This is a genomic window from Glutamicibacter soli (genome assembly GCF_052322135.1).
In the GTDB taxonomy this organism is placed as follows: domain Bacteria; phylum Actinomycetota; class Actinomycetes; order Actinomycetales; family Micrococcaceae; genus Glutamicibacter; species Glutamicibacter soli.
On the sequence record NZ_CM125969.1, the window covers coordinates 461,320 to 486,794 of the forward strand.

The 25,475-nt window shown below is 66.0% G+C and carries 22 protein-coding genes and 3 tRNA genes; 13 read left to right on the forward strand and 12 right to left on the reverse strand.

What is annotated here, in order from left to right; translation table 11 throughout:
- Window positions 1-3: 3 nt before the first annotated feature.
- Together ACTX90_RS02230 and ACTX90_RS02235 are read left to right on the forward strand one after the other, a co-directional pair.
- Window positions 4-525 (forward strand): NUDIX hydrolase, encoded by a 522-nt coding sequence (locus ACTX90_RS02230; protein WP_047117984.1) that lies wholly within the window; start codon window positions 4-6, stop codon window positions 523-525.
- A gap of 11 nt (window positions 526-536) precedes the next feature.
- On the forward strand, window positions 537-1,079 hold the full coding sequence (locus ACTX90_RS02235; RefSeq protein WP_443442940.1) for a YaeQ family protein: 543 nt from the start codon (window positions 537-539) through the stop codon (window positions 1,077-1,079).
- Here the strand turns inward: ACTX90_RS02235 and ACTX90_RS02240 are convergent.
- From ACTX90_RS02240 to tadA, 4 genes are all read right to left on the reverse strand, one after another.
- Window positions 1,076-1,285: a DUF1653 domain-containing protein gene (locus ACTX90_RS02240; protein ID WP_047117982.1), complete on the reverse strand. Its 210-nt coding sequence runs from the start codon at window positions 1,283-1,285 to the stop codon at window positions 1,076-1,078. The two genes, ACTX90_RS02235 and ACTX90_RS02240, sit on opposite strands and share 4 nt — an antisense overlap.
- Window positions 1,286-2,118: 833 nt before the next feature.
- Window positions 2,119-2,379 carry a GlsB/YeaQ/YmgE family stress response membrane protein gene (locus ACTX90_RS02245; RefSeq protein WP_047117981.1) on the reverse strand — a complete coding sequence of 87 codons (261 nt, stop codon included), beginning with the start codon at window positions 2,377-2,379 and terminating at the stop codon, window positions 2,119-2,121.
- A 774-nt stretch (window positions 2,380-3,153) separates the two neighbouring features.
- Window positions 3,154-3,244 (reverse strand) — tRNA-Ser (locus ACTX90_RS02250).
- Between the two features lie 98 nt (window positions 3,245-3,342).
- Window positions 3,343-3,816 (reverse strand): tRNA adenosine(34) deaminase TadA, encoded by a 474-nt coding sequence (tadA, locus tag ACTX90_RS02255; protein WP_424678738.1) that lies wholly within the window; start codon window positions 3,814-3,816, stop codon window positions 3,343-3,345.
- Window positions 3,817-3,961: 145 nt separating this feature from the next.
- On the opposite strand from tadA, the gene upp reads away from it, so the two are divergent.
- Window positions 3,962-4,609 (forward strand): uracil phosphoribosyltransferase, encoded by a 648-nt coding sequence (gene upp, locus ACTX90_RS02260; RefSeq protein ID WP_053797341.1) that lies wholly within the window; start codon window positions 3,962-3,964, stop codon window positions 4,607-4,609.
- 105 nt (window positions 4,610-4,714) lie between these two features.
- Here the strand turns inward: upp and ACTX90_RS02265 are convergent, their stop codons facing one another.
- Together ACTX90_RS02265 and ACTX90_RS02270 are read right to left on the reverse strand one after the other, a co-directional pair.
- Window positions 4,715-6,232: a sensor histidine kinase gene (locus tag ACTX90_RS02265; RefSeq protein WP_113607685.1), complete on the reverse strand. Its 1,518-nt coding sequence runs from the start codon at window positions 6,230-6,232 to the stop codon at window positions 4,715-4,717.
- Window positions 6,229-6,969, reverse strand: coding sequence for a response regulator transcription factor (locus ACTX90_RS02270; protein WP_047117977.1), 741 nt, complete (start codon window positions 6,967-6,969; stop codon window positions 6,229-6,231). Before ACTX90_RS02270 ends, ACTX90_RS02265 begins: the two co-directional genes overlap by 4 nt.
- 617 nt (window positions 6,970-7,586) lie before the next feature.
- Here ACTX90_RS02270 and ACTX90_RS02275 point away from each other — a divergent pair.
- From ACTX90_RS02275 to ACTX90_RS02290, 4 genes are all read left to right on the forward strand, one after another.
- Window positions 7,587-8,372, forward strand: coding sequence for a winged helix-turn-helix domain-containing protein (locus tag ACTX90_RS02275; protein ID WP_047117976.1), 786 nt, complete (start codon window positions 7,587-7,589; stop codon window positions 8,370-8,372).
- Window positions 8,373-8,465: 93 nt separating this feature from the next.
- Window positions 8,466-8,990 (forward strand): SixA phosphatase family protein, encoded by a 525-nt coding sequence (locus ACTX90_RS02280; protein ID WP_053797343.1) that lies wholly within the window; start codon window positions 8,466-8,468, stop codon window positions 8,988-8,990.
- A gap of 187 nt (window positions 8,991-9,177) precedes the next feature.
- A complete protein-coding gene (locus tag ACTX90_RS02285) occupies window positions 9,178-10,311 on the forward strand; it encodes a malic enzyme protein (protein WP_052772198.1) in 1,134 nt (377 codons plus the stop codon).
- 21 nt (window positions 10,312-10,332) lie between these two features.
- A complete protein-coding gene (locus tag ACTX90_RS02290; protein WP_424678740.1) occupies window positions 10,333-11,943 on the forward strand; it encodes an ABC transporter ATP-binding protein in 1,611 nt (536 codons plus the stop codon).
- On the opposite strand, the gene ACTX90_RS02295 is transcribed toward ACTX90_RS02290, so the two are convergent.
- From ACTX90_RS02295 to ACTX90_RS02305, 3 genes are read right to left on the reverse strand one after another with little or no spacing between them, the layout of a single operon-like run.
- Window positions 11,940-12,548, reverse strand: coding sequence for a TetR/AcrR family transcriptional regulator (locus ACTX90_RS02295; protein WP_424678741.1), 609 nt, complete (start codon window positions 12,546-12,548; stop codon window positions 11,940-11,942). The two genes, ACTX90_RS02290 and ACTX90_RS02295, sit on opposite strands and share 4 nt — an antisense overlap.
- On the reverse strand, window positions 12,545-14,875 hold the full coding sequence (locus tag ACTX90_RS02300) for a YhgE/Pip family protein (protein ID WP_424573597.1): 2,331 nt from the start codon (window positions 14,873-14,875) through the stop codon (window positions 12,545-12,547). The genes ACTX90_RS02295 and ACTX90_RS02300 overlap by 4 nt, the downstream gene beginning before the upstream one ends.
- A gap of 3 nt (window positions 14,876-14,878) precedes the next feature.
- Window positions 14,879-15,850 carry a P-loop NTPase family protein gene (locus tag ACTX90_RS02305; RefSeq protein ID WP_052772196.1) on the reverse strand — a complete coding sequence of 324 codons (972 nt, stop codon included), beginning with the start codon at window positions 15,848-15,850 and terminating at the stop codon, window positions 14,879-14,881.
- Between the two features lie 221 nt (window positions 15,851-16,071).
- Here ACTX90_RS02305 and ACTX90_RS02310 point away from each other — a divergent pair, with 221 nt between their 5' ends.
- The 6 genes from ACTX90_RS02310 (at window position 16,072) to ACTX90_RS02335 (ending at window position 24,216) form a co-directional block, all read left to right on the forward strand.
- Window positions 16,072-17,985, forward strand: coding sequence for an ExeM/NucH family extracellular endonuclease (locus ACTX90_RS02310; protein WP_113607689.1), 1,914 nt, complete (start codon window positions 16,072-16,074; stop codon window positions 17,983-17,985).
- 309 nt (window positions 17,986-18,294) lie between these two features.
- Window positions 18,295-19,626 (forward strand): ABC transporter substrate-binding protein, encoded by a 1,332-nt coding sequence (locus ACTX90_RS02315; RefSeq protein ID WP_443442945.1) that lies wholly within the window; start codon window positions 18,295-18,297, stop codon window positions 19,624-19,626.
- A 64-nt stretch (window positions 19,627-19,690) separates the two neighbouring features.
- Entirely contained in the window at window positions 19,691-20,821 is a 1,131-nt protein-coding gene (locus tag ACTX90_RS02320; protein ID WP_113607691.1) for a carbohydrate ABC transporter permease, read from the forward strand.
- Window positions 20,814-21,695 carry a carbohydrate ABC transporter permease gene (locus tag ACTX90_RS02325; RefSeq protein ID WP_443442947.1) on the forward strand — a complete coding sequence of 294 codons (882 nt, stop codon included), beginning with the start codon at window positions 20,814-20,816 and terminating at the stop codon, window positions 21,693-21,695. The genes ACTX90_RS02320 and ACTX90_RS02325 overlap by 8 nt, the downstream gene beginning before the upstream one ends.
- Window positions 21,695-23,113 (forward strand): GH1 family beta-glucosidase, encoded by a 1,419-nt coding sequence (locus ACTX90_RS02330; RefSeq protein WP_053797352.1) that lies wholly within the window; start codon window positions 21,695-21,697, stop codon window positions 23,111-23,113. The genes ACTX90_RS02325 and ACTX90_RS02330 overlap by 1 nt, the downstream gene beginning before the upstream one ends.
- 89 nt (window positions 23,114-23,202) lie before the next feature.
- A complete protein-coding gene (locus tag ACTX90_RS02335) occupies window positions 23,203-24,216 on the forward strand; it encodes a LacI family DNA-binding transcriptional regulator (protein WP_047117968.1) in 1,014 nt (337 codons plus the stop codon).
- A 90-nt stretch (window positions 24,217-24,306) separates the two neighbouring features.
- Here the strand turns inward: ACTX90_RS02335 and ACTX90_RS02340 are convergent.
- The 3 genes from ACTX90_RS02340 to ACTX90_RS02350 form a co-directional block, all read right to left on the reverse strand.
- Window positions 24,307-24,380: transfer RNA gene (locus ACTX90_RS02340), tRNA-Arg, on the reverse strand.
- A 90-nt stretch (window positions 24,381-24,470) separates the two neighbouring features.
- Window positions 24,471-25,055 (reverse strand): GNAT family N-acetyltransferase, encoded by a 585-nt coding sequence (locus ACTX90_RS02345; RefSeq protein ID WP_113607694.1) that lies wholly within the window; start codon window positions 25,053-25,055, stop codon window positions 24,471-24,473.
- A gap of 56 nt (window positions 25,056-25,111) precedes the next feature.
- Window positions 25,112-25,185: transfer RNA gene (locus ACTX90_RS02350), tRNA-Arg, on the reverse strand.
- Window positions 25,186-25,475 lie beyond the last annotated feature (290 nt).

The window sequence follows — 25,475 nt, forward strand, 5'->3', positions numbered from 1 at the left end:
CTCATGGAAGAGCAGGCGGCGCTGTACAGCGAGCAGGGAGCCGTCATCGGCCGGGCCCCGCGGTCCCGGGTGCGGAGGGAGAACCTGCGCCACGGCGCCACCGGAATCGTGGTGTTCAACCCGCAGGGACAGGTCTACGTCCACCAGCGGACCTGGAGCAAGGACCTGTACCCCGGATTGTTCGACTTCACCGCGGGCGGGGTCATCCAGGCCGGGGAGGACCCGTTCGACTCGGCGCGCCGGGAGGCGGCCGAGGAGCTCGGGGTGCGCGGCGAGCTGGTGAGCCTGGGCGAGGCGGACTACGCCGACGCGCACGCCAGGTACCGCGCGTTCCGCTATTGGACGATCGCTCCCGGCCCGCTGGAACTGCAGGCCGCGGAGGTGCTGGGCGGGGAATGGATGGAGGTTTCCGAGCTGCTCGCCCAGGTCGACGCCGAGCGCTGGCGCTTCATGCCCGACGCGGTCGCGTTATTCCTGCCGTGGCTTGCTTCCTTGGCGGCGCTGCCGCCGGCCGCCGGCCGGTAAAATCGTGAACCATGGCTATTGGCGCAACTATACGGACCTTTGACATCCAGCTCTCCGACATGGATCGAGGGGTGTACGAGGAACTGTCCCTGCGCGTGGCGCAGCACCCTTCGGAAACCGACGCCTACTTGGTCACCCGGTTGCTGGCGTACTGCCTGGAATTCGAGGAGGGCATCGCCTTCGCCGCGGCCGGGGTGTCCAACGGTGAGGAGCCGGCCGTGCTGGTCAAGGACCTCACGGGCCTGACCACCGCCTGGATCGAGGTCGGCGCGCCTGACGCGCAGCGCCTGCATGCCGGCAGCAAGCTGGCGGACCGTGCGGCCGTCTACACCCACCGCGACCCGCAGCGGCTGCTGGCCTCCTGGAGCGGGAAAACCATCCACCGTGCCGAGGACATCGTGGTGCGTTCCTTCGACTCGAAGTTCGTCGACGCTGCCGCGGCAGAGCTGACCCGCCGCAACATCATGTCCCTGTCGGTCACCGAGGGCCAGCTTTACCTGGAGCTTAACGGCGCCTCGCTGGAAACCCAGATGCAGGAACACCAGATCGGCTAGGCGATGCGTCGGAAGCGGGGGCCCTCGTAGTCCCCGCGCTCGACGAGATCGTCGAACATCTCCAGCGGGCGGGCCCAGAAGCTGTAGTCGCCGTAGAGCGTGCGGTAGAAGACCAACTGCTCCTCGGTCTCGCTGTGCCTGCCCACGGCGAGCACCTCGTAGCGCTGTCCCTTGAAATGCTCATAGATTCCGGGTTCGATGCCCATGGATACGATCCTTCTGAAATGTTGTTGATCTGCAGATAGTGCGCGCGGATGGAACCGCGCGGCAACCGAATGGCATCTCCCGGGCGCGGTGGCCACGGGCCGTTTGGATGCGACCGGTCCGCCGGGGTTTTTGGTTCGCCGTGGCGTTTGGTCCGCGATTCGTCTTGCGGGTATCGCTGGCTGCGACATATGGCTCAAGCACGACGATGCGAAAGGCACCATCATCATATCTACGGCGGAACAACCGCGGCCTCCGACCTTCCCGAGCGGAAGAAGTCGATACTTGACGCGATCTAAACTGTGGCGCGCTGGCGGGAAATCCCTACCGTCGATACTTGCTTCCCCATCCGTTTCATTTTGGATTTTCAGGAAGTGGAAAAGTCAGTAGGCTAGCGATCTTCGACAGGAAAGGATTTCGATTTTCGCCGAAGCAACCAGCATCACGCATCTGCGGAGAATGGGATTGCCCATGGCCAACCATCCAGACGCAGGTATTCTCATTGCAAGAAGTGCCGTGCCACGTAGGCGCGCAGAGGCCTCTGTGCAGGCGACTGATATCTGGGGGGATACGGTGATCTACCACTTCTTCGGCTGGTCTCTGGTGCTGTGATGGCGGCAGAGACCAGCTTTCTAATTTGCCCCCCCAACAGAATGCCAAAGATGCCTCTTCTCGTGCATATGGGCCGCGAGCATGCTTGAAAGCCAAGACCCTCCCCGTGACCGTGCCGGCCGGCGAAAGTGGCATTGAAGAGCCAATCCTGAGTTGGTGGAGAGCGATCAATGGAGCAGGGGTCCTACTTCGCAAAGTAGGACCCCTGTCCTTGTCGTGCAGGCTAGGCCCGTTTACGCGTAAGCAGTCCCCAAATAATGAGGACGAGCAGCGAACCACCGATGGCCAGCAACCACGTCGAAAGCGACCAGAATTCGTTCACTCCGACACCGAATGCCGCGGAACCAATCCAGCCACCAATGACGGCGCCGACAACGCCGAGGAGCAACGTGGCGATCCAGCCGCCACCCTGCTCGCCTGGCTTGATCGCCTTAGCAATCGCACCGGCGATGAGGCCCAAAACAATCCAACCAATGAAACCCATAACTTCCTCCTAGTGGATCGAGTGACTTCGTTCAGCATCTGGACTGAGATGCACTTTATGAACGATAGCGTACCGATCAGTATGTGGTAAGCATGGACACGAGGGCATTTATTAGGCATTCGCCGAAATTCGGTTGTCTGCTGCGCAATATTGACACTTGTGCCATCCGCGATAGCATCCGTTGTGTCTACGATATCGGCTTGCGACAACTGGTTGCAGAGTAAAGCAATCCATCTGCGTGCCTCGATTGTTCGGTGCACGGTTCAGTTCGACGCCACAGATTATCGCCCTGGCATTCTGGGAAGGGTGAACAGGGTTAGGGGGTGTCGGGGAAACTTAGTATTCAAGTCCTGCCGTTGCCAAAGAAAAACAGGATCCTGCGTATTGAGGCGGGAGCTGGTCGGCGTGTGGAGGTGTTTCGGGCCCAGTAGGCAATGCCTGTTCCTTCTCCGACCCGATGAGCCCCTTGCCTCATCCAGCCGGAGGAGGACTGGGTTCTGCACCCGGGCTCCTGAGGGCACGCGTGCGTAGCCCGTCCGGCAGCCCCGGCAGGCTAGTGGTGTATTTCGTCCTGCTTACGCGATGCTCACAAAGGACACCTCAGACTGAGGTTTCCTGGGCGCAAGCGTGCGGGCCGGCGTGGTGGTGGAAGCCGTTCTCGCCATGCATGAGGGGCATGCCACGGCGACCTTCCACTGGACGACGCGCCCGCGCCCGGTGCGCAGCGTCTGATCATTAAAAGAAGAAAACCCCTAGCTAACTAGGGGTTTTCATTGGCGGTGACGGTGGGATTTGAACCCACGGTACGGGGTTACCGTACACAACATTTCGAGTGTTGCACCTTCGGCCGCTCGGACACGTCACCAGACCTGATAACTCTATAACGAACATCTGGCGAATGCCAAAACGAAGGGGCTCCAATCGGGCGCAAGTGGCCCGAAACACAGTTTTTCCGGCTGCGGCTCAGCGCTTGGATCTGAAGAAGTCGTGCAGCAGGCCGGCGCATTCCTGCTCCCTGACGCGGGGATAGACCTCGACCCAGTGGTTCAGCCGCGGTTCGCGCACGATATCGAACACCGAGCCGCAGGCCCCGGCCTTCTCGTCCCAGGCGCCGAACACCACCCGCGGGATGCGCGCGAGCACGATCGCTCCGGCGCACATCGCGCAGGGTTCCAGCGTGACCACCAGGGTGCAGTCCTCCAAGCGCCAGCCGTCGTCCTCGCCGCGCGCGGCCAGGGCGGAGACCGCGTTGCGGATGGCGACGACCTCGGCGTGGGCGGTGGGGTCCTTCAGGGCTTCGCGTTCATTGCGGCCGGTGGACAGCAGCTTTCCGTCGGGGGAGATGACCACCGCGCCGATGGGGACGTCGTCGGTGGCCAAGGCGGCCCGGGCCTCGTCCAGCGCGAGGTCCATCCAGGCTTCGTGTTCACGGTTCATAGTGCTCCAACCATACGTGTTCGGGTGCCGCCGCCGGGGACGGCGGGCGGTTTTACTGTTCGCTTGGGCACATAATCCGGATTTCCGTCGGGGAATTGCCGGAATTCCTCGATCGGGCAAAGGCCGGGCTGATAGATTTTGATGCATGCGCGTACAGGTAGTCGACCACCCGTTGGTGGCACACAAGGTCTCAGTTCTTCGTGACAAGAACACCCCGTCCTCGATTTTCCGCCAGCTGACCGATGAACTGGTCACCCTGCTGGCCTACGAGGCCACCCGCGAGGTGAAGACCGAGCAGGTCGAGGTCGTCACCCCGGTCGCGGTCACCACCGGTACCACCATCGCCAAGCCGACCCCGCTCGTCGTCCCGATCCTGCGCGCAGGCCTGGGCATGCTCGAAGGCATGACACGCCTGGTGCCGACCGCTGAGGTCGGCTTCCTGGGCATGGCCCGCAACGAGGAAACCCTGGACATCATCACCTACGCCGACCGCGTTCCGAACGACCTGTCCGGACGCCAGGTGTTCGTGCTGGATCCGATGCTGGCCACCGGCGGCACCCTGGCCGAGGCCATCAAGTTCATCTTCGAGCGCGGCGCCAGCTCGGTGACCTGCATCTGCCTGATCGCCGCGCCGGAGGGCGTCGAACGCCTGAAGTCGATCCACGGCGACGACGACCGCGTGCACGTGGTGCTGGCCTCGCTGGACGAGAAGCTGGACGATAAGTCCTACATCATCCCGGGCCTGGGAGATGCCGGCGACCGCTTGTACGGCGTCACCCCGCCGATCGCCTAGTTTTCCGGCGCCGGCGGTTCTCCGCCGGACAACGCGAAAGGGGCTGCCCGCACCACTGGTGCGGGCAGCCCTTTTCTCAATCCCCGATTCGCTCCTGCCCCTGGGCTAGACCGAGGCCTTGGGGGAACGTCCGGCTGAGCCGGCGGGTTCGGCGTCCTGGTCGATGAGCGGGAGCCTGACCTCGAAGACGGTGTCCCCGGGGACCGAGCGCACCGAGATGCTGCCGCCATGGGCTTCCACGATGCTCTTGGCGATCGGCAGGCCCAGCCCGGTGGTGCCGTCCGAGCCGGAGCGGGCCTTGTCCGCGCGGGTGAAGCGCTCGAAGACCGTGGGCAGGAAATCCGCGTCGATGCCTTCGCCGGTGTCGTGCACCAGCAGCACCGCCTCGTTGCTGTCCGGGTCCTGGCGGACCGTGGCGGTCACGGTGTTGCCGGGACTGGTGTGCTTGCGGGCGTTGGCCAGCAGGTTCGTGATCACCCGGCGCAGCGAGGAGGAGTCGGCGTAGACGAAGGTCTGCGGGTCCTGGCAGTCGAACTCCCAGATGTGGTCGTCCGCGGTGACCTTGAAGTCCTCGGTGATGTCGGCGGTGAGCAGCCCCAGATCCAGCTTGGTGCGGCGGAAGGCGTTCGCCTCGTCCAGCCGGGCCAGCAGCAGCAGGTTCTCCACCAGCGAGCCCATGCGGTGGCTCTGCTGCAGCACCCGCTCCACCGAACGCTGCCCGTCGGGGGAGAAGTGCTCGGTCGCGGCGAGCAGCTCGGTGTAGCCGCGGATGGAGGACAGCGGGGTGCGCAGCTCGTGCGAGGCGTCGGCGACGAACTGGCGCATCTGCGCCTGCGACTTCTCGCGGGCGGTCAGCGCCGTGGAGACGTTGTCGATCATCGCGTTCAGGGCGTAGCCCACGTTGCCGACCTCGGTGCCCGGGGTCGCGTCCTCCTCGGCCACGCGCTGGGTCAGTTCGACCTTGCCCGAATCCAGGTCGGTGTCGGCCACCGAGGCCGCCACCCCCGCCACGCGCTTGAGCGGAGCCAGCGAGCGGCTGATCAGCCAGGAGCCGGCCAGGCCCGCGCCGACGATCAGGATCATCGCGATGAACAGCGTCAGCCAGGCCATTTCGCGCAACGCCACGTCGGTGTCGGACAGCGGCAGGCCGACCACCAGCACGGTGTTGGTGCCGGCGTCCTGCACCGCGACCAGGTAGTAGTCGCCAACCGTCAGGTTTGCGCGGCGCGGGTGGAATGCTCCGGGGGTGTGCAGGTCGCTGACCGGCAGCTGCACCATCGGGATGGCGTCCTGCTGGCCCAGCTGCTTGAATTCACCGGTCTTCTTGTCCAGCACGCCGCCGACGAAGACCAACCGGTCGAAGCGCGCGGTGAGCGTGCCGGCGGACTGGCCGGGGGCCTCGATCCGGCCGTTGCCGGCTTCCTGCGAGTAGTTCAGGGCGCGCTCGGTGGTCAGCTTGAGCTGGTCGCCGAGCTGGTCCATGAGCGTCTGGCGCATGCCGGCGTTGTAGAGCAGCCCGAGCAGCGCGGAGACTGCCGTGACCGACGTGAGAAGGATGATCATCAGCTTGCGCTGCAGCGCATGCGGAGAACTCACCTTCGGGGTGGTGGTGAACATGCTCATGCAGCGGGCTTCAAAACGTATCCCACGCCGCGCACGGTGTGAATCATCGGTTCGGCGTCGACGTCGATCTTCTTGCGCAGGTAGGAAATGTACAGTTCAACGATGTTCGCCTGGCCGTCGAAGTCGTAGTGCCAGACATTGTCAAGGATCTGCGACTTGGACACCACGCGGCGCGCGTTGTTCATCAGGTAGGAAAGCAGGTCGAACTCGGTGGCGGTCAGCTGGATCTCGCGTCCGGCGCGGGAGACGTCGTGGGAGTCGAGATTCAGCACCAGGTCGCCGACCACCAGCTCCGCGGTATCTGCGGTGGTGGCTCCGGAGCGCTCGACCAGGCGGTGCAGGCGGATCAGCACCTCCTCCAGGCTGAAGGGCTTGGCGACGTAGTCGTCGGCGCCGGCGCCCAGGCCTTCAATGCGGTCCTCGACTGCATCCTTGGCGGTCAGGAACAGCACCGGGACGTCGGGCAGGTGGGTACGGACCTTGCGCAGCACCTCGGGACCGTCGAAGCCCGGCAGCATCCAGTCCAAGACCAGGACGTCAGGGGTGAAGGAACGTGCGGTGGCGACGGCTTCGGGGCCGTCATGGGCCATGGTCGCTTCCCACCCGAGCATGCGGGTTCCCATGGCTACCAGTTCGGCGAGCGATGGCTCGTCGTCAACCACCAGTACCTTGATCGGCGTGCCGTCCGGATGGGTGAGACGTGGAAGCTGGGCGGGAGAGAATCGGGAATCGTTCATGTTTAAGAGCATCCCCTATTGCCTTGGGCTGACTTTATGATTTACCTGTGCAGAAGCTATGTCCACATGACGATTTTATGCGAGATATTTGCAATCAGATAGCGCTTAATTTGGTCAAGGGTGCAGAACGGCGAATGTTTGAAGTGTGAACATCGAATGTCAATGAATGAATATTCAGACCTCTGCATAGGGTAGGCATACTGCGCATTGATCCAAAAAATCCTGAACATATTGAGTAGTTAAGCGCTTAGATCGCCATGTTTTGCCTAAAGTGGCGCACGTCACTTTCGGACACATCCGTCTCACATCGTGGACATGGGTGCTTATTGTTACTTGCAAGTTCCCAATGTTACGAGGAAACTAGAGGTGTGAGTAAGGCGCAGAGCAGTAAATGGAACCCCGGCGGGACATCGCCGCTGGCCTCCCTTTGCTGTTGTCGAATGCTCGGCGTCAGCGGCACCGCATCGAATTTCTGAGTTACTGGAATTCGGTTCACGGGCAGCCGTTGACGGGAAACCCAACTGCTGCTGGTGGACGAAGGCCGCTGGCAGCGCAAGCAAAACCCGAAGCATCAGCGCCAAATCACTTGGCCTTCGCACACATAGAGGAAAAGCAATATGTCGGCAGGATCCGGATACGTTCACGTTTCAATTCGCAATGCCCAGAACCGGGCAGCGGCGGCGCAGCGCGCGGCCGCAGGAAGCTATGCCCCGGCAGGCTATCGCCCGCTGCGCGCCGTTTCCAACGTGCATGAGACCCGCGAACCAATGCATCAGCCTGCCGCCGCACCTGTCCAGTCAGCAGGAGCCCAGAGCGCTGACACCTCGGCCCGCGGCTTCGTGCTGTATGTAGGCCTGGACGAAGCGGCAGCCCAGGCCCAGGGCACCTCGCTGGGCAAGCTGGCCACCCAGGTGCGCGCCTTCCTGGCGACCCTGTCGCCGCAGGCCCAGACCCACGCGGCCGTGGCACTGGCACCGACCAGCGCCCAGGGCGAGCCGATCGACGTCGTGCGCCAGGCGCTGGGCGATCCGACCCTCTCCCGCCGCCCGCGCGCCGAGGCGCGCCCGAGCACCCCGCGTCCGTCGGGCGTGCTGATCGACCTGTCGCGCCGCGAGGTCTACCTGGACGGCGAGACCCTGAACCTGACCTTCAAGGAATTCGAGCTGCTGAACTTCCTGGTGGAGAACGGCACCCGCACCGTGGGCCGCGAGGAGCTGCTGGAAAACCTGTGGCGCAATGCCGACGAGGTGCCCAACGAGCGCACCATCGACGTGCACATCCGCCGCCTGCGCTCGAAGCTGGGCCGTCTGGCGAACACTGTGCGCACCGTGCGCGGCCAGGGCTACCGTTTCTACGAGCACCCGGAGGTCGTTGTCTGGGCGGCGCCGGAATACTCCATCTAGTCTTCGGAGTCGGCGTCCCTGGGCGGGACGAACCGGCGGCGCGGCGGGCAAACCATTGGGTATGCCCGCCGCGCTTGTCTTAAGCTGGGGACTATGAATGCTGCCCAGACCCGCCGCCTGATCCTGATGCGCCATGCCAAGGCGGACTACCCGCTGGGCGTGCCCGACCACGAGCGCCCGCTGGCCTCGCGCGGGAACCGCGAAGCCCCCGCCGCCGGGGCCTGGCTCGTGGAGAACGACCTCATCCCGGACTACATCATCTGCTCCGACGCGCTGCGCACCCGGTCGACCTGCGCCTGGGTGCTCTCCGAGCTGGGGGAGAAGGGCCCGACCCCGTACATCGACTCGCGCATATATACCGCCTCGGTCTCCGCGCTGTGCTCGATCATCAACGAGGTGCCGGACACCGTGGGCACGCTGCTGGTCATCGGGCACCAGCCGGTGCTGCAGGAGCTGGCGCTGCGCCTGGCCTCGGCCGACTCCGACGAGGAAGCGGTCTACGAGCTGGCGATGAACTACCCGACCCTGGGCACCACGGTGCTGGAGACCGGCCACCCCTATTCGCACTTGGACGCGCGCGACGCGAAGGTCACCCACTTCGCCGTTCCACGGCCCTGAGCCCCGGCCAATCCGCGGGTCGGACGCCTGCGGCCCAAGATGAGAAAACCCTCACGGGATTCTCCTGACCATCTCATCGGATGTCCACGTTCGGTTAACCCTGGGCGACTTCACTGTAAATAGTCGAGCCGAACGGCCGGCCGCGGGGCCCAGGCTCCCCGTGGAAAGCGAGCAAGGAGAACCCGCCATGGGTATTGCACCAATCATCGAAGAGCACCCAACCCCATCGGCCGCGCCGTCGAGCGACCGCCAGGAGCTGGGCGCCCGCACCGTGGCCGCCATCCGCACCGCCTACACCACCCGCTTCGTCGGCGCGCAGCTGCAGCGCAACCCGGGCGACTTCCATCTTCTGGGTGGCGCCGCGCTGGCCCCTGCCGCCGGAGACGTGGTGGTGGCCCGCGTGACCGAGATCGGCCAGCACACCGCGCTGCAGTCGGCCGAGGGCCGCCGCCAGAAGCTGTTCGTCGGCCAGCTGGTGCTGGTGGCCTACGGCGACCGCTACGCCCCTGACCAGTTCCTGGCCCACGTGCCGCTGGACCTGGGCCCGTGCCAGCTGGTGGCCGGCGGCGGCGTGGCAAGCCGCGTGGAATCCATGCATGCTTCCATCGAGGCGGCTACCGAGCTGGAGCCGCTGGGCCTGCTGGCCCGCGACGGGCAGGTCGTGAACCTGGCCGACTTCGCCCCGCTGCAGGTGCACACCCCCTCGGCCGGCGCGAGCGCGCAGCCGGCCCGGACCGGCGTGCCGGTCATCGCGGTGCTGGGCACCTCGATGAACTCGGGCAAGTCCACCACCCTGGGCTGCCTGGTCAACGGGCTGACCAATGCCGGGCTGGATGTTGCAGCCGGCAAGGCCACCGGCACCGGGGCCGGCAACGACCCGAACCTCTTCAAGGACGCCGGCGCGGTGTCAGTGGCCGACTTCACCGACTTCGGCTACCCGACCACCTACATGGTGCGCTACGAGCAGGTCCGCGACCTGCTGGTGGCGATGATCCGCGAGCAGGCCGCCACCGGCGCCGACGTGGTCGTCATCGAGATCGCCGACGGATTGTTCCAGGGCGAGACCTCCCGCCTGCTGAACGACCCGGTCTTCTCCCGGCACGTGGACCGGGTGCTGTTCAGCGCCCAGGACGCGCTGGGCGCGCTGGCCGGCGAGCAGATCCTGCTCTCCGCCGGACTGGACCTGGCCGCGGTCTCCGGGCGCCTGACCGCCTCCCCGCTGGCCGCCGACGAGGCCCGCGCCAACCTGCGCACCCAGGTCATCGACACCTTCGAGCTGTGCGACCCGCAGGTCGCCACGGCGCTGCTGCCGCGCTCCTAGCCGCGGCGGCGAAGGCAAGCCATGCAGGAGAAGACGGACACCGGGATGGGCGCGCGGGCGCGGCGCGGCAGGCTGCCGGCCCTGTGGGCCCCCGGGCGCCGGGCGGCGTTGTCGTGGCTGCTGGGCCTGGGGCTTGGCATGGGCGCGCTCACGGTGCTGCTGGCCTGGCTCACCGGGCAGCTGACCCGCGCCTTCACCGTTTCCGGGCTCTGGCTGGTGCTGGGCCTGGCGCTCGCGTTCGGGCTGGGCAAGTTCGCCGAGCGGGTGCTGGCCGAGGAGCTGGGGCAGCACTACGTGGCGCAGCTGCGCGGCGGGCTGCTGAAGCAGTCGCTGACCGCCGACCGGGCCCCGGGGCTGGGCATCACCGTCGCCCGCTCCACCAACGACCTCTCCTCGGTGCGCAACTGGGTGATCCAGGGCATCGTGCCGCTCATGGCGGGCATCCCGCTGCTGCTCTTCGCGCTGGCCGGGCTGTACCTCAGCGCGCCGCCGCTGGCGCTGGCGCTGCTCATCCCGCTGGGACTGGAACTGCTGCTGCTCGGGGTGCTGGCCCCGGGAGCCTACGGCGCGGCCCGGGTGCTGCGCCGGCGCCGCGGGGCGCTGGCCTCGCGGATCGCCGAAACCCTGGACGCCGCCACCTCCGTGCGGGCCGCCGGGGGCGTGGGGCGCGAGGTGGGCCGGCTGCAGGGCGCCGCCGCTCGCATGGCAGCCGCCGCAGTGCACCGCGCGCGATTCGCCGGGGCGCTGCGCGCCAGCGCGCTGGCCGTGCCGCTGATGGGCAGCGTGCTGCTGGTGGGCCTTGCCTCCAGCGCCGGGCTGCCGGCCTCCGCGATCACCAGCGGACTGCTGCTGCTGGGCATCAGCAGCGCGGTGCTCGGGGAATTCGGGCGCATGGTCGAATACCGGCAGAACTACAAGGCCGCCCGGCGGATCCTGGCCCCGCTGCTGGCCCAATTGGCCGCGCGCGGCACCGGCGCCGGGACCCGGCTGCCGGTGGGCGCGCCTGGCAACACCCCGGACGTGGTGCGCCTGCAGCCGGCCGCCGGCCCGGACGGGCGGGCCTGGCCCACGCTGCTGGCAGGTCCGGGCGAGCGCATCGAGGTGGGCGGCGGCCGGGCCGCGCAGCAGCTGCTGCATCGGCTGGCCACCACCGGGCTGGCCTCGGATCCCCAGCCCCACGGGGCCTGGGTGGGCGGACGGAACCTCGGGCTGATCCCCGAACGCAGCCGGCGCCGGCTGCTGGGCGCCGCGCTGTCAGGGATGGTGCTCGAACGCGGGTCCATCGCCCGCGCGCTGCGCTACCGCCGCCCGCAGGGAAGCCTGGAGGAGGCGCTGCGGCTGGCGCAGCTGTTCGGGCTGGATGTCGACGAGCTGCCCGACGCGGAGGCGACCATGCTGCGCCGCGGCGGCGAACCGCTGGACGACGCGCAGCGCGCCGGGCTGCTGCTGGCGCGGGCGCTGCTGGAGAAGCCGGCGCTGCTGGTGCTCGACGGGCTGCCGGGGGCGCTGTCGCCGGGCGCCGCCCGCGAGGCGGGCAGGCTGCTGCAGGACTACCCGGGGGTGCTGCTCTACCGCGGGACGCTGCCCGGACTGCAGCCCACCCGCGGCTGGGAACCGCAGGCGCGCACCTAGCGAACGTCCCGGGACATCGCGCGCAGCCCGTGCACCGTGGCCATCACCGCCAGCGTATTGGTGTCCAGATCCGGCGGCGCCTCGCCGTCGGACCGTTCGCGCGCGGTGAGCAATGCGGCGCCGAACATCGCGCGGGCGGAAGCGGCCAGCAGCGGCTCGGGCACCTGCACCGCGCGGCGCAGCGCCTCGGTGATCTGGTCGGTGATCCGGTGGCGGAACTCCTGCACCTGCTCGCCCCACGGGCTTTCGCCGCGCTGCTGCTCGCTGACCCACAGCTGGGCGTAGGAGGGGTACTCCTGCACGAAGCCGAACGCGGAGCGCACCATCGCCTCCAGCGCCGCCATCGGATCCTCGACCGCCGCGTCCCGGCCCAGCTGGTCCAGCAGCTTGCGCGCGCCGAACTCCAGCAGCGCGCCGATCATCTTCTCCTTGGAGCCGAAGTTGTAGTAGACGGTGCCCTTGGAGACCCCTGCGGCGCGGGCGATCTCGTCGACCGACACCGCGTTGACCCCGCGCCGGCCCAGCAGCGCCATCGAGGCGGCGAACAGCCGCTCCTTCGAATCGGTGGCGCGCACCCGCGGGCGGGCGCCGAACTGCCCTGTCATTCGCCCAGCTCCGGCTGCAGGGTCTTCAGCGTCCAGGTCTTGTGCAGGCGCACCGCCAGCAGGCTGCAGCCCAGACCCAGCAGCGTGTAGCCAACCAGCACGCCGCCGATGGCCGACAGCATGCCCAGATCCGCCCCGTACATCAGGTGGCGCATGCCCAGCACCACCGAGCTCATCGGCAGGATCTGGTGCAGCACGTGCAGCGGCTCGGGCAGCGTCTCCCAGGGGAAGGTGCCGCCGGCGGTGACCAGCTGCAGCACCATCAGCACCAACACCACGAACTTGCCGGCGGTGCCCAGCAGGGCGTAGATGCCCTGGATCAGGGCGCTGAAGCACAGCGCCGCGAGAAGGAACAGGCCCCAGGTCAGCCACGGGTGGGCGGTGTTCAGGCCGAGCCCGAAGTGCACCACCGCGAACAGCAGGCTGGTCTGCAGCAGCGCCAGCCCGGCGAAGGGCAGCCAGCCGCCGATGGCGATCTTCCAGTTCACGCCGTTGGAGGCCAGCGCGCGGGTGGTGATCGGGCGGACCACCTGGGTCAGGATCAGCACGCCGATGAACGTCGCCAGGGTCATGAAGAACGGGGCCAGCCCCTCGCCGTAGGCGTGCGCCTCGGCCTGCTTCTGCTGGGTCACCGAGACCGGGTCGCCGATCACGTTCGCCAGCTTGTCGCTGGTCTTCGCATCCGGGTCGGGGACCTGTCCCACGCCGTCCGCCAGGCCGCTGGACAGCTCGCCCGAGCCGTCCTCCAGCTGGGTGGTGCCGTCCGAGAGTTCGCCGACGCCGTCGGAGAGCTGCACCAGCCCGGAGTGCAGCGCCCCGGAGCCGTCCACCAGCGCCCCGGCGCCGGAATCCAGCTCGCCGGCTCCCGAGGCCGCCTGGGTGGCGCCGTCCAGCGCGTCGTGCTGGCCGCCGGCCAGGGTAGAGGCCCCGGAGGCCAGGGTCTTGGCGCCGGACGCCAGGTCGGAGCCGCCGTCGGCGGCCGTGGAGATGCCCTCCACCAGGGAGGGGACCGCGGCGTTGAGCTTGCCGGTGCCCGCGGACAGGGTGCCCAGGCCCTTGGCGAGCTCGGCATTGCCGTCGGCCACCTGCTGGGAGCCGCCGGCCAGCGCGTCAAGGCTTGACTGCACGGCGCCCAGCTCGGCGCGGACCTTCGCCGCCTCGTCCTTCACCGCCTGGCTCGCGGTCGAGTCGTCCACGGCGCCGGCGAGGTCCTTGGCGATCTTCTCCGCCTGTTCTTCGCTCAGCGCGCCGGAGGCCACGAGTGCATCCAGGCGCTGGGACATCGCATCTTCCACCTGGCCCAGCCGGTCCTTCGCGTCGACCTGCAGCTGGTCGATCACCTCGATGGCCCCGTCCGCGGTGGCGGCGAGCTTGGCATTGCCGTCGGCGACCTGCTTGGAGCCGGCGGCCAGCTGGTCGGCGGCCTTCTTGGCGCTGTGCGCTCCGTCATCCAGCCGCTTTACCGAGTCAGGCAGCGCTGCGGTCTTGGACTCCAAGGTGTCCAGCCCGGCGGAGAGCTTGCCTGCGCCGGCGGAGAGTTCGGCGGCGCCGGAGGCGAGCGAGTCGGCCCCGTCGGCCAGCTTGCCCTGCCCGGCGACCAGCGAATCCAGCCCGGTGCTCAGCGAGCTGGTGCCGTCCTTGAGCGCGAGCGTGCCGTCGGCCAGCTGGGAGCTGCCGTCCACCAGCTTGGTGGTGCCGTCGGCCAGGGTGAGCACGCCGTCGCCCAGGGACAGGGTGCCCTCGTAGACCTGCTTGGCGCCGTCGGCGGCCTCGCCCATCGACTGGTGGATGTCCACGAAGCCGGCGATCATGGCGGAGGCGGTTTCGGTGCCGACCTCGTTGGCCACCGAGGTGCGCACCTCGCCGGCCAGGGTCTTGGCGAAGTTGCTGACCATGAAGTTGTTCGCGTCGTTGGTCAGCAGCTCGATGTCCGCCTGGGTGGCGTCCTTGAAGTCCCCCGGGGAGGTCAGCGCCGCGGAGAAGTCCTCGGGCAGGATCATCGCGAAGGCGTAGGTGCCGTCGGAGACCGCCTGCTCGGCCGCTTCGCGGGTGTCCAGCTGGGCCCAGCTGAAGGTGCCGTCCTCGTCCAGCGACTCGACCACGGTGTCGCCGACCTGCTTCTCCTTGCCGTCGACGGTGGCGCCCTCATCGAGGTTGACCACCGCGGCGGTGACATTGTCCAGGTTGGACTGCGGATCCCAGTTGGCGTAGAGGTAGAGCGCGCCGTACAGCAGCGGCACGCAGGTGATGGCGATGAGCGCGAGCTTGGGCAGCGTGCCGCGGGTCATGCGCTTGAGTTCGGAAAGCGCCAGACGCAGTGTCGTCATGGGTTAGTCCTTTGCTTGGCTGGGGTCGCTGGCCGGCCGCGGGGTCGGCGTGGGGGTGTCCTGTTCTTCCGGCGTTCCAGGTTCCGCGCTGGCCGATGGGTCTTGAACCGGTTCGGAAGGCTCGGGTTCGGCGGGCTCCGATTCGGCGGGCTCGTGCGGCGGTTCTGCGACGGCCGGCACCATGGCGGTGGCCGGCTCGATCGGCATAACCGGCTCGGCAGGCTCACCTGGTTCGGACGGTTCGACGTGCTCGTCCAGCCCGGTCCGGATCCGGTCATCGGAGTCCTCGGAGGTTTCTTCCGGCGCGGCGTCGGGGAGCGGTGCAGGTGCTTCATCCGATGCGAGGCCATCGGCCCATTCGGCCACCCCGAGGTAGGCCACCGGACCGGTCCAGCTGTCGGGGATCCGGGCCACCGTGGCGACCACGGCGAACTGGCGGTCCGACAGGGCAAAGCGCTCCAGGGCTTCGAGCCATGCCTCGTCCTCGCCCAGGTGCCGGTCGGGCGAATCCACGACCAGCAGCCTGATCTGCGGATTCTCGGCGGCCAGCTGCGTGAGCATCTCGGTCATGCGCACTGGATCGACCGCGTCGACCCAGTCGCCGGCGATGTCGCCGTAGCCGTGCTCCGCCATCCACTTCTTGGGATTCGGCTTGCGCCACGGCGGCGAGGGGATCAGCGAGAGGTCCTCGCTGACCACGTCCCGGACCTTCAGGTGCGCCTCGGGATCGTTGATGTTCGGGGAGTCGACCACCGCGCTGTGCTTGCGCAGGTGGGCCAGGCGCGAGCTGCTGCCCCAGGTCACCGTGCCGCCGCCGGGCTTCATCCGGCCTGAAAGCAGCAGGGCCAACGCGGTGCGCGCGCCCTGCGGTTCCCCGGCGACAAGCAGCATTTCCCCGGGCGCGACGCTCAGGGAAGTGGGCGGAACCAGTTCGCTATGGCGTCCCTGGAATGAAATCGAGTCTGCAACAAGCACGTTAACGAGACTAATTGAACTGACCGGTCAGTTCAATTAGTGGGAATATCTTTTGCATCACCTCTGGACGTAAAGCGCGTAATGCATTTGGATGATTCATGAGCTGTCACCGAGTGCGCCCGGGGGAATTCACGGCGAATTCAAGTTCGTCTGGTTTATTCGGTGCTGAGCTTACGGCGCGGTCACCTGTCCGCGCTCACGACACCGACGTTGGGAATCACATGCGCAAACGCACCAGCATGGCTCTTGCGGCCGCTGTTCTGGGCGCCAGCCTCGCGGCTGGCGGAATCGTGCCGGCCACGGCCGACGACCCCGGAATCACCTCGATCGAGGAAATCCAGGGAACCACCGACGCTTCTCCTCTCGCGGGGCAAAAGGTGACGGTCCAGGGTGTAGTCACCGGGGCCTATGCCGAAGGCGGCATCCGCGGCTTCTACCTGCAGACCGCGGGCAGCGGCGCGGAGATCTCGCCGCTGGGCAGCTCCGGCATCTTCATCTACGCGCCGCGGCAGGTTTCCTCGCTCGCCGTGGGCGACCACGTGGAAGTCGCGGGCACCGTGTCCGAATACTTCGGTCTGACCCAGATCAGCGCCTCCGGCGTGCAGCAGCTGGACGAACCGGCCGAAGCGGTCAAGCCGCTGGCGATCGCGCTGCCGGCCTCGGATGCCGCCCGCGAGCGCTTCGAATCCATGGTGGTCGACCCGCAGGGTCGGTTCACTGTCTCGGACAACTACTCGCTGAACCAGTTCGGCGAGGTCACCCTCGCGCAGGGAACCAGCAGCATCGTGCCCGGAGAGCGCACGCTGCGCCAGCCCACCGACGTCTTCGCCCCGGGCAGCGCCCAGGCCCTGCAGCTGGCCGCCGAGAACGAGCAGCGGGCCATCGTGCTGGACGACGGCGCGACGCTGAACTTCTCAAGCGCCTCCAACACCTCGGTGCCGCTGCCGTACCTCGATGCGCAGCGCCGGGTCACCGTGGGAGCGGCTGCGACCTTCACCGATCCGGTGATCATGGACTACCGCTACGACCTGTGGAGGCTGCAGCCGACCGGACAGGTGACCGGTGCGCAGGATGCTGACATCCCGGTCAGCTTCGAGCAGATCGACAGCGGCGAGCCGGAGGACGTCGGGGGCAATGTGAGCGTCGGCAGCTTCAACGTGCTCAACTACTTCACGACTACCGGCGACAGCCTCGAGGGCTGCACCTACTACAACGACCGCCAGGGTGTTCCGGTGACGGTGCGCGGGGGCTGCGACGCCCGCGGCGCGGCCACGGAGGCAAGTCTGGAGCGGCAGCAGTCCAAGATCGTGGCGGCGCTGAACAAGTTCGACGCCGACGTCGTGGTGCTTGAGGAGATCGAGAACTCGGCGCGCTTCGGCCAGGACCGCGACGCCGCGCTGGCGCACCTGGTTGGCGAGTTGAATGCCGCGGCCGGGGAGAACCGCTGGAGCTACGTGCCGAGCCCCGGCGCGGTTCGGGCCGACGAGGACGTGATTCGCACGGCGATGATCTACCAGCGCGATGCGGTGAAGCTGATCGGCAAGTCCACGATCCTCCAGGACCCCGCCTTCGACAACGCCCGCGACCCGATGGCCCAGGCCTTCCAGCGTGTGGGCGGCAACCAGAAGACCCGCTTCCTGGTGGTTGCCAACCACTTCAAGTCCAAGGGATCCGATCCCAAGGACGGGTCGGCCAACGCCGACAAGGGCGACGGCCAGGGCGCGTGGAACGCCGCGCGCGTCGAGCAGGCCACCGCGCTGGTCGAGTTCGCCGATTCGCTGAAGAAGACCTCGAACACCGACCAGATCCTGCTGGCCGGTGACTTCAACTCCTACTCGGCCGAGGATCCGATCAAGGTGCTGGCCGATGCCGGGTACGTCGACCTGGGCGCCAAGGCCGATTCGCGCAGCTACCTGTTTGCCGGGCTGACCGGTTCGCTAGACCACGTCTTCGCCTCGAAGCCGTTGGCGCGGAAGGTGGCAGGACAGGACATCTGGAACATCAACGCGACCGAATCCATCGGCTACGAGTACAGCCGCTACAACTACAACGTGACCCAGCTGGTCACCGGAGACCAGTACCGCTCCTCTGACCACGATCCGGTGCTGGTGGGCCTGCAGCTGGACAAGAAATAGCGGCGCCAGGCTAATAGCTGCCGGGCCCGGTCGCCTGCGCGCAGATTGCGTGCACGCGACCGGGCCGCTTGCGTCGACGCCCCGACGGCAGGGAAATTGGGGGTTGACACTTCGTGGATCCCCGGGCAATCTTAGTGGAGATGATTTGTGAGAGCGCTCACACGGTTGATGCGCGAGTGCTGTTGCGACTCATGCTGCATCGGAAACTCTGCGGAGTTTTATTTTTTCCTCAATTTTGAGAGCGCTCTCACGACATCTCGGGACGCTCGAAATTTCACTCGCAAGCTCAGCACTCTGAACGGAGTCACCGTGGACATCACACGCACATCCCGCATCGCCAAAGCGGCCGCCGTCGCCGGAAGCCTGGCCCTGCTGGCCACAGGTTGCGGCGGCAACAACAACGCGACCAGTGAACAGCCGGCATCCCCAGACAACCCGATCACCCTGACAGTGACCACCTTCGGCACCATGGGGCTGGATGACCTGTATACGAAGTACGAATCAGAGAATCCGGGAGTCAAGATCCAGGCGACGAACATTGATACCGGCGGCAACGCGCTGACCGACTGGAAAACCAAGCAGGCGGCAGGTGCGGGCCTTCCCGACGTGCAGGCCGTCGAGGAGGGGTGGCTTGGCCAGGTCATGACCGTCTCCGACTCGTTCACCGACCTGCGCGACTACGGCGCGGGTGACATTGCCGGCCAATGGGTCGACTGGAAGGTCCAGCAGGCCACCGACGACGAAGGCCGAATCATCGGCTACGGCACCGACATCGGGCCGATGGGGCTGTGCTACAACGCGGACCTCTTCAAGGAAGCGGGCCTGCCCAGCGAGCGCGATGCGGTGGCCGAACTCTTCGGTGGCGACAACGCCACCTGGGAGCAGTTCGTCGACGTTGGCAAGGACTACGTGAAGGCCTCGGACAAGGCCTTCTACGACCAATCCGGCTTCGTATGGAATTCCATGGTCAACCAGCTCGACGAGGGCTACTACAAGGCCGACGGAACCTTGAACATCGAGGGCAACACGCAGCTGCGCGAGCGCTGGGACCTGCTGGCCGATGCGGCCTCCAACGGACTGTCTTCCGGGCAGACCCAGTGGGACTGGGGCAAGGGACAGGCATTCGTCGACGGTTCCTTCGCCACCATGCCGTGTCCGGGATGGATGCTCGGAGTCGTCAAGGGGCAGATCGAGGGCGCCGGCGGCGATTCGACCGGCGGTTGGGACTTTGCCGACGTCTTCCCCGGCGGCCCTGCGAACTGGGGCGGAACCTTCCTGACCGTGCCTGCGACCTCGCAGCATCCGGCCGAGGCGGCGAAGCTGGCCCAGTGGCTGACCAGCGCGGATTCCCAAGCCGCCGCCTTCGAGGTGGCCGGAACCTTCCCGAGCAGCCTCGACACGCAGCAGTCCGAAGCGGTGACCGGAGCCAATGACCTGACCAAGTTCTTCAACGACGCGCCGATCGGGAAGATCCTGGCCAACCGCGCCGAGGGAGTCAAGGCCCAGTTCAAGGGGCCGAACGACTCGGTCATCCAGGAGCAGGTCTTCGGCCCGGCCACCATCGCGCTGGATTCCGGAACGGATGGACAGAAAGCGTGGAACGACGCGCTGGCAACCTTGAAGGACCTGGACATCAAGTAGCGGCCGACGCAATCGGTACCCGGGTCTGCCGACCCGGGTACCGAGGAAGAAGCGAACAATTTTCATGAGCACCATGACCAACAAGCCTCCCGGAGCCAGCACCGGGCCTGCCGGGCGCAAAGCTCGGCCGTCAGCACCCACACCCGAGAAGCTCCGGGAGGACCAGCTGACCGGGAAACAGCGGCACCGCCACTTCTTCAGCCGGCTGGACTACAAGTACTCGCCGTACCTCTACGTTGCACCGTTCTTCATCCTCTTCGCACTCGTCGGGCTCTTCCCGCTGGTCTACACCTTCGTGGTCTCCATCAACGACTGGGATCTGCTGGGCGGAGCGGGGGAGTGGGTGGGGCTGGAAAACTATACCGCGGAGTTGTCCTCGCCGCTGTTCTGGAACTCCCTGTTTAATACGTTCAGCATCTTCCTGCTCTCGGCCATCCCGCAGCTGGCGATCGCGACGTTCATCGCCGCGATGCTGGACCAGAACCTCCGAGCCAAGACCTTCTGGCGCATGAGCGTGCTGGTGCCATATGTGGTGACCCCGGTCGCCGTCACGCTGATCTTCTCCAACGCCTTCGACGAAAAATACGGCTTGATCAACAACCTGCTCCAGGTTTTCAACGTGGATCCAGTGGCTTGGAAGACCTCCGTGTTCCCATCCCACCTGGCCATAGCCACGATGGTGAACTGGCGCTGGACCGGATACAACGCGCTGATCCTGCTGGCCGCCATGCAGGCGGTTCCGCGCGAGCTGCACGAGTCGGCCGCGCTCGACGGCGCGGGCAAGCTGCGCAGGTTCTTCTCCATCACCCTGCCCAGCATCCGGCCGACCATGATCTTCGTGATCATCACGGCCACCATCGGCGGAATGCAGATCTTCACCGAGCCGAAGCTTTTCAACGCCAGCAGCTCGGTCCCCGGCGGACCCGACCGCCAATACCAGACAACCGTGCTGTATCTGTGGGATCTGGCGTTCAATCGCGGGGACTTCGGCCGGGCTTCGGCCGTGGCCTGGATGCTGTTCCTGATCATCATCCTCATCGGAGTCATCAACTTCCTGTTGTCCAGGAAGATCGCTTCCTCCGGCGAGAAGCGCGCCGGCCGCCGGCCAGCGCGTCGCGGCCGGAGAGCCGGCAAAACCGCCATACCGGCCAGCGGACAGGACATGGCAGAGGCCAGGAGGAGAAACCATGGTTAACCAGACCCTTAATAGGGCAGCCCCGCTGCCGCGACGCAAGCGGTCCCATAGCTTCACAACCGAAAGCCGGCCGGGATTCCTGGTCTACGGCATCCTGCTCGCGTTCTTCTTGGGCAGCACCTACCCGCTGTGGTATTCGATGGTCATCGGATCCTCGGATTCTGGGGTCTTCGCTTCGGCCAGGCCTCCGCTGCTGCCGGGCGGACACTTCTGGAGCAACGTGGCCGAGGTGTTCAACACCGTCGACTTCTGGGCGGCCCTGGGCAACAGCCTGGTGGTGTCCTCCGTGATCACGCTGTCGGTCGTGTCCTTCTCCACGCTGGCCGGGTACGCCTTCGCCAAGCTTCGTTTCCGCGGCCGCGAGGGCCTGCTGGTTTTCGTGATCGCGACCCTAGCGGTGCCCACCCAGCTGGGCATCATCCCGCTGTTCATGATGATGAAGGAATTCGGCTGGACCGGTTCGCTGGGAGCCATCATGATCCCGACCCTCGTCACAGCGTTCGGGGTGTTCTTCATGCGCCAGTATCTGGTGGACATCATCCCCGATGAACTGATCGAGGCCGCCCGCGTGGACGGCGCCAGCATGATCGGCACGTTCTGGCATGTGGGGGTTCCCGCCGCCCGCCCGGCCATGGCGATCCTGTCGCTATTCACCTTCATGACCGCATGGACCGACTACCTGTGGCCCATGCTGGTGGCCCCGCAGACCCCCACGCTGCAGGTGGCATTGAGCCAGCTGCAATCCGCCCGCTACGTCGACTACACCATTGTGATGGCCGGTGCGCTGATGGCCACCATTCCGCTGCTGGTGCTGTTCGTCGTGGCCGGCAAGCAACTCGTTTCCGGAATCATGACAGGAGCTGTCAAAGGCTAATGACTCGACATCTATCCCAATCATTCGCGTGGCCCGAGCACTTCATCTGGGGTTCGGCCACGGCGGCGGCACAGATCGAAGGCGCAGCGCATTCCCACGGAAAAGAGGATTCCATCTGGGACGCGTTCGCCCGCACTCCCGGGGCCATCGCTGGCGGGGACGACCTGCAGGTCGCGGTGGACCACTACCATCGCTACAGCGAAGACGTGGCCCTGATGCGCGAGCTGCATCTGGACTCCTATCGGTTCTCCACCAGCTGGGCCCGGATCGTGCCCGGAGGGCGGGCCGTCAACCAGCAGGGGCTGGACTTCTACTCGCGGCTGGTCGACGAGCTGCTGGAGCACGGCATCCTGCCCTGGCTGACGCTGTACCACTGGGACCTGCCGCAGGCACTGGAGGAACTCGGCGGCTGGGCCAACCGGGATACCGCGTTCCGATTCCTGGAGTATGCCGAGGTGGTCCATGCGAAGCTGGGGGACCGGGTCACCCACTGGACGACATTCAACGAGCCCTTGTGCTCATCGCTGATCGGCTACGCCGCTGGCGAGCACGCGCCGGGACGGCGGGAACCTGCCGCCGCGCTGGCCGCCGTGCACCACCAGCATCTGGCGCACGGGCTGGCCACTGCCCGGCTGCGCGAGCTGGGAGCAGAACACCTGGGCATCACCTTGAACCTGACCAACGCGGTGCCCGATGACCCCGCCGACCCGGTGGACCTTGAAGCCGCGCGCCGAATCGACGCCCTGTGGAACCGCATGTACCTGGACCCGATCTTGCGCGGCGGATACCCGGCAGACCTGTTGGAGGACGTCGGCGACCTCGGACTGAATGCGGTGATCAAGGACGCGGATGCGATGCTCATCGCGCAGCCCATCGATTTCCTCGGCGTCAACCACTACCATGACGACAATGTGTCCGGGCATCCGCTGGCCGCTGGCGAACCGGCGGCCCTGGTACCCACGGATTCGCCGAAATCCTCGCCGTTCGTCGGCAGCGAGCACGTCACCTTCCCCACCCGCCACCTTCCGCGCACGGCCATGGGCTGGGAGGTGAACCCGCAAGGGCTGCGCGTGCTGCTCAACCGGCTGCGGGACGACTATCCGAACTTGCCGCCGCTGTACATCACCGAAAACGGGGCGGCGTATGAGGACGCGGTCACCGCACAGGGCACGGTGGAGGACCCGGAGCGGGAGGAATACATTTTCAGCCATCTGGACGCGGTGGCCGGGGCCCTCTCCGACGGGGTGGACGTGCGGGGCTACTTTCTCTGGTCGCTGCTGGACAACTTCGAGTGGGCCTGGGGCTACAACAAGAGGTTTGGAATCATCCACGTGGACTACCGGACGCAGCAACGCACCATCAAGAACAGCGGCCGGGCCTACGCCAGGCTCATCGCCGCCAACCGTACAATGGCATGACGCCCGGACCCGGGGTGCGGCGATCAAACCGCGCCCCGGATCCCCAGCGTCCAGGATCGGCGAAAGCCCTTGAAGTAAAGAGAACAAGCATGTCCGAAGCACGCAAGCAGCAACCGACGCTGGAACTCGTTGCAGAGCGCGCCGGGGTCTCCCGCGCCACGGTGTCCCGCGTCGTCAATGGTTCGGAGAAGGTCAAACCGGAAGCGATGCGCGCGGTGGAACAGGCGATCCGAGAGCTGAACTACGTGCCCAACCGGGCGGCCCGCTCGCTGGCCCAAGGAAGAACCAATGCGATCGCGCTGGTGGTTCCGGAAAACACCGCAAAATTCTTCGCCGATCCGTATTTCGCAAAGGTGGTCCAGGGCGCCGCCCAGTATCTGGCTGATACCGAGTTCATGCTCTCGCTGCTGCTGTCCACCGAATCCGATCCCGGGAAAACCACACGCTATCTGCGCGGCGGCAATGTGGACGGCGCCCTGGTGCTGTCCCACCACTCCGCCGACCGTTCCTACGCGGATCTCGGCGGGCAGCTCCCGCTGGTGTTCGGCGGCCGAACCATGAGCACCGACCAGAACGAAATCTACGTGGTCGACATCGACAATATCGCCGCGGCGAAGCAGGCCACCAACGTGATCATCGATCGCGGACGCCGGCGCATCGCCACCATAGCCGGACCGCAGGATATGGGAGCGAGCCTCGACCGCCTGACCGGGTTCACCCAAGCGCTGGCCGAGTCGGGACTCGAACCAGCGGCGGTGCTGGAAGGCGATTTCACCCCCGATAGCGGACACCACCTGATGAGCCAGCTGATCGAATCGGGTGCAGACATCGACGGGTTGTTCGTGGCCAGCGCCCAAATGGCTTTCGGCGCGCTGCAGGCGATGGCGGGCGCCGGGCTCAATATTCCGCAGGATGTCTCCGTGACCACGGTCGACGACGACGCTTTCGCACGCAACGCCGTCCCGCCGCTGACCACGATTGCCCAGCATCCGGAGCGCCAAGGGGCGGTCATGGCCGAGATACTGATCAAACGGATCAATGGCGAAAGTGTGCCCGAATGGAGCATCATGGACACCGAATTGATCCTGCGCGCTTCGCACTAGCACTCTCCAGGATGTCCTGCGTTCCGGCGGGAAGCCGGAACGCAGGTTAAAACAGAAATTCCCACTCTTTCGAGCGGGAATTTCACTTTGTGCGCCCAAAGGGATTCGAACCCCTGACCTTCTGTTCCGTAGACAGACGCTCTATCCAGCTGAGCTATGGGCGCATATTCATTTGTTTGCCGCCTTGACGACTTGAATAACAATACACGAGATTCCGCGGCGGCAAAAATCGAAAAGGCCAAAAGTGCCCGGTCTCACATTGAAGGGAAGTCCTGCCCGGCAAGTGCCTCGTCGGGCCCGGTTTCCAGCAGGCGCTGGTAGAGGTTGTGGTCTTGCCAGTGGCCCGCGATCTTCAAATAGCGCGGCGCCATGCCGATCTGCTCGAAGCCGCATTTTTGCAGCACCCTTTGCGATGCGTGATTGTGCAGCAGCGTGCTGGCTTCGATGCGGTGCAGGCCAAGGGCCGAGCCGGCGATCCGGCAGGTGGCGCGCACCGCGAAGGTCGCTAATCCCCGGCCGGCCAGCTTGGCATCCATCCAGTATCCGAGGTTGGCGCTTTGAAAGGGCCCCCGGACAACCCCGGTGAGGGTGAAGCGTCCGATGATCCGGCCCTCCTCGAAGAGCGCCGCCGGATAGGCGAGCCCGGCGGCGTGGCTACCGAGCTGGATTTCGAGATTCCTCCGCTGCCAGTCCGGCGTGAAGAATTCCTCGGTGCGCTCGGGTTCCCAGGGGGCCAGGTGTTCCCTGTTTCGACGATAGGCGGCGGCCAATTCCTCAGCGTCGCCCAGGTGAAGGAGGCGCAGTATCGCGCCGTGGCTTGAACTCACTGGAAATTGCATAACGCTCCTCGGGAAGCAAAAAAATTCCCACTCTTTCGAGTGGGAATTTCACTTTGTGCGCCCAAAGGGATTCGAACCCCTGACCTTCTGTTCCGTAGACAGACGCTCTATCCAGCTGAGCTATGGGCGCATATTTATTTGTTTTGCTCCGCCGTGGCGAACCTCGAATAACTATACAGGTGGTTGCGTGTACGTACAAATCGAGGGCGCGTATCGCCGGGAAGCGGCGGAAAACCGGTTTTATGAAGAACCGAAAAGGGTACCGGTCTACGTGACCTTCATCACATTAACGCGGGGTGTTGAATTGGCAAACCCCCGGAATTCCGGGGATCTGTACTAACTCAGTTTAGCCCACCTTGAATCGTGAGGTTTGAGTCACAGGGTTTGGGGAAGTGCCACCCCCTAGCCTTGTTTTATCGC

Bases quoted from the DNA above. Each gene is read 5' to 3' on its own strand.
- ACTX90_RS02230 (WP_047117984.1), top strand. From the start codon at position 4: ATGGAAGAGCAGGCGGCGCTGTACAGCGAGCAGGGAGCCGTCATCGGC.
- ACTX90_RS02235 (WP_443442940.1), top strand. From the start codon at position 537: ATGGCTATTGGCGCAACTATACGGACCTTTGACATCCAGCTCTCCGAC.
- ACTX90_RS02240 (WP_047117982.1), bottom strand. From the start codon at position 1,285: ATGGGCATCGAACCCGGAATCTATGAGCATTTCAAGGGACAGCGCTAC.
- ACTX90_RS02245 (WP_047117981.1), bottom strand. From the start codon at position 2,379: ATGGGTTTCATTGGTTGGATTGTTTTGGGCCTCATCGCCGGTGCGATT.
- tadA (WP_424678738.1), bottom strand. From the start codon at position 3,816: ATGAACCGTGAACACGAAGCCTGGATGGACCTCGCGCTGGACGAGGCC.
- upp (WP_053797341.1), top strand. From the start codon at position 3,962: ATGCGCGTACAGGTAGTCGACCACCCGTTGGTGGCACACAAGGTCTCA.
- ACTX90_RS02265 (WP_113607685.1), bottom strand. From the start codon at position 6,232: ATGAGCATGTTCACCACCACCCCGAAGGTGAGTTCTCCGCATGCGCTG.
- ACTX90_RS02270 (WP_047117977.1), bottom strand. From the start codon at position 6,969: ATGAACGATTCCCGATTCTCTCCCGCCCAGCTTCCACGTCTCACCCAT.
- ACTX90_RS02275 (WP_047117976.1), top strand. From the start codon at position 7,587: ATGTCGGCAGGATCCGGATACGTTCACGTTTCAATTCGCAATGCCCAG.
- ACTX90_RS02280 (WP_053797343.1), top strand. From the start codon at position 8,466: ATGAATGCTGCCCAGACCCGCCGCCTGATCCTGATGCGCCATGCCAAG.
- ACTX90_RS02285 (WP_052772198.1), top strand. From the start codon at position 9,178: ATGGGTATTGCACCAATCATCGAAGAGCACCCAACCCCATCGGCCGCG.
- ACTX90_RS02290 (WP_424678740.1), top strand. From the start codon at position 10,333: ATGCAGGAGAAGACGGACACCGGGATGGGCGCGCGGGCGCGGCGCGGC.
- ACTX90_RS02295 (WP_424678741.1), bottom strand. From the start codon at position 12,548: ATGACAGGGCAGTTCGGCGCCCGCCCGCGGGTGCGCGCCACCGATTCG.
- ACTX90_RS02300 (WP_424573597.1), bottom strand. From the start codon at position 14,875: ATGACGACACTGCGTCTGGCGCTTTCCGAACTCAAGCGCATGACCCGC.
- ACTX90_RS02310 (WP_113607689.1), top strand. From the start codon at position 16,072: ATGCGCAAACGCACCAGCATGGCTCTTGCGGCCGCTGTTCTGGGCGCC.
- ACTX90_RS02320 (WP_113607691.1), top strand. From the start codon at position 19,691: ATGAGCACCATGACCAACAAGCCTCCCGGAGCCAGCACCGGGCCTGCC.
- ACTX90_RS02325 (WP_443442947.1), top strand. From the start codon at position 20,814: ATGGTTAACCAGACCCTTAATAGGGCAGCCCCGCTGCCGCGACGCAAG.
- ACTX90_RS02330 (WP_053797352.1), top strand. From the start codon at position 21,695: ATGACTCGACATCTATCCCAATCATTCGCGTGGCCCGAGCACTTCATC.
- ACTX90_RS02335 (WP_047117968.1), top strand. From the start codon at position 23,203: ATGTCCGAAGCACGCAAGCAGCAACCGACGCTGGAACTCGTTGCAGAG.
- ACTX90_RS02345 (WP_113607694.1), bottom strand. From the start codon at position 25,055: ATGCAATTTCCAGTGAGTTCAAGCCACGGCGCGATACTGCGCCTCCTT.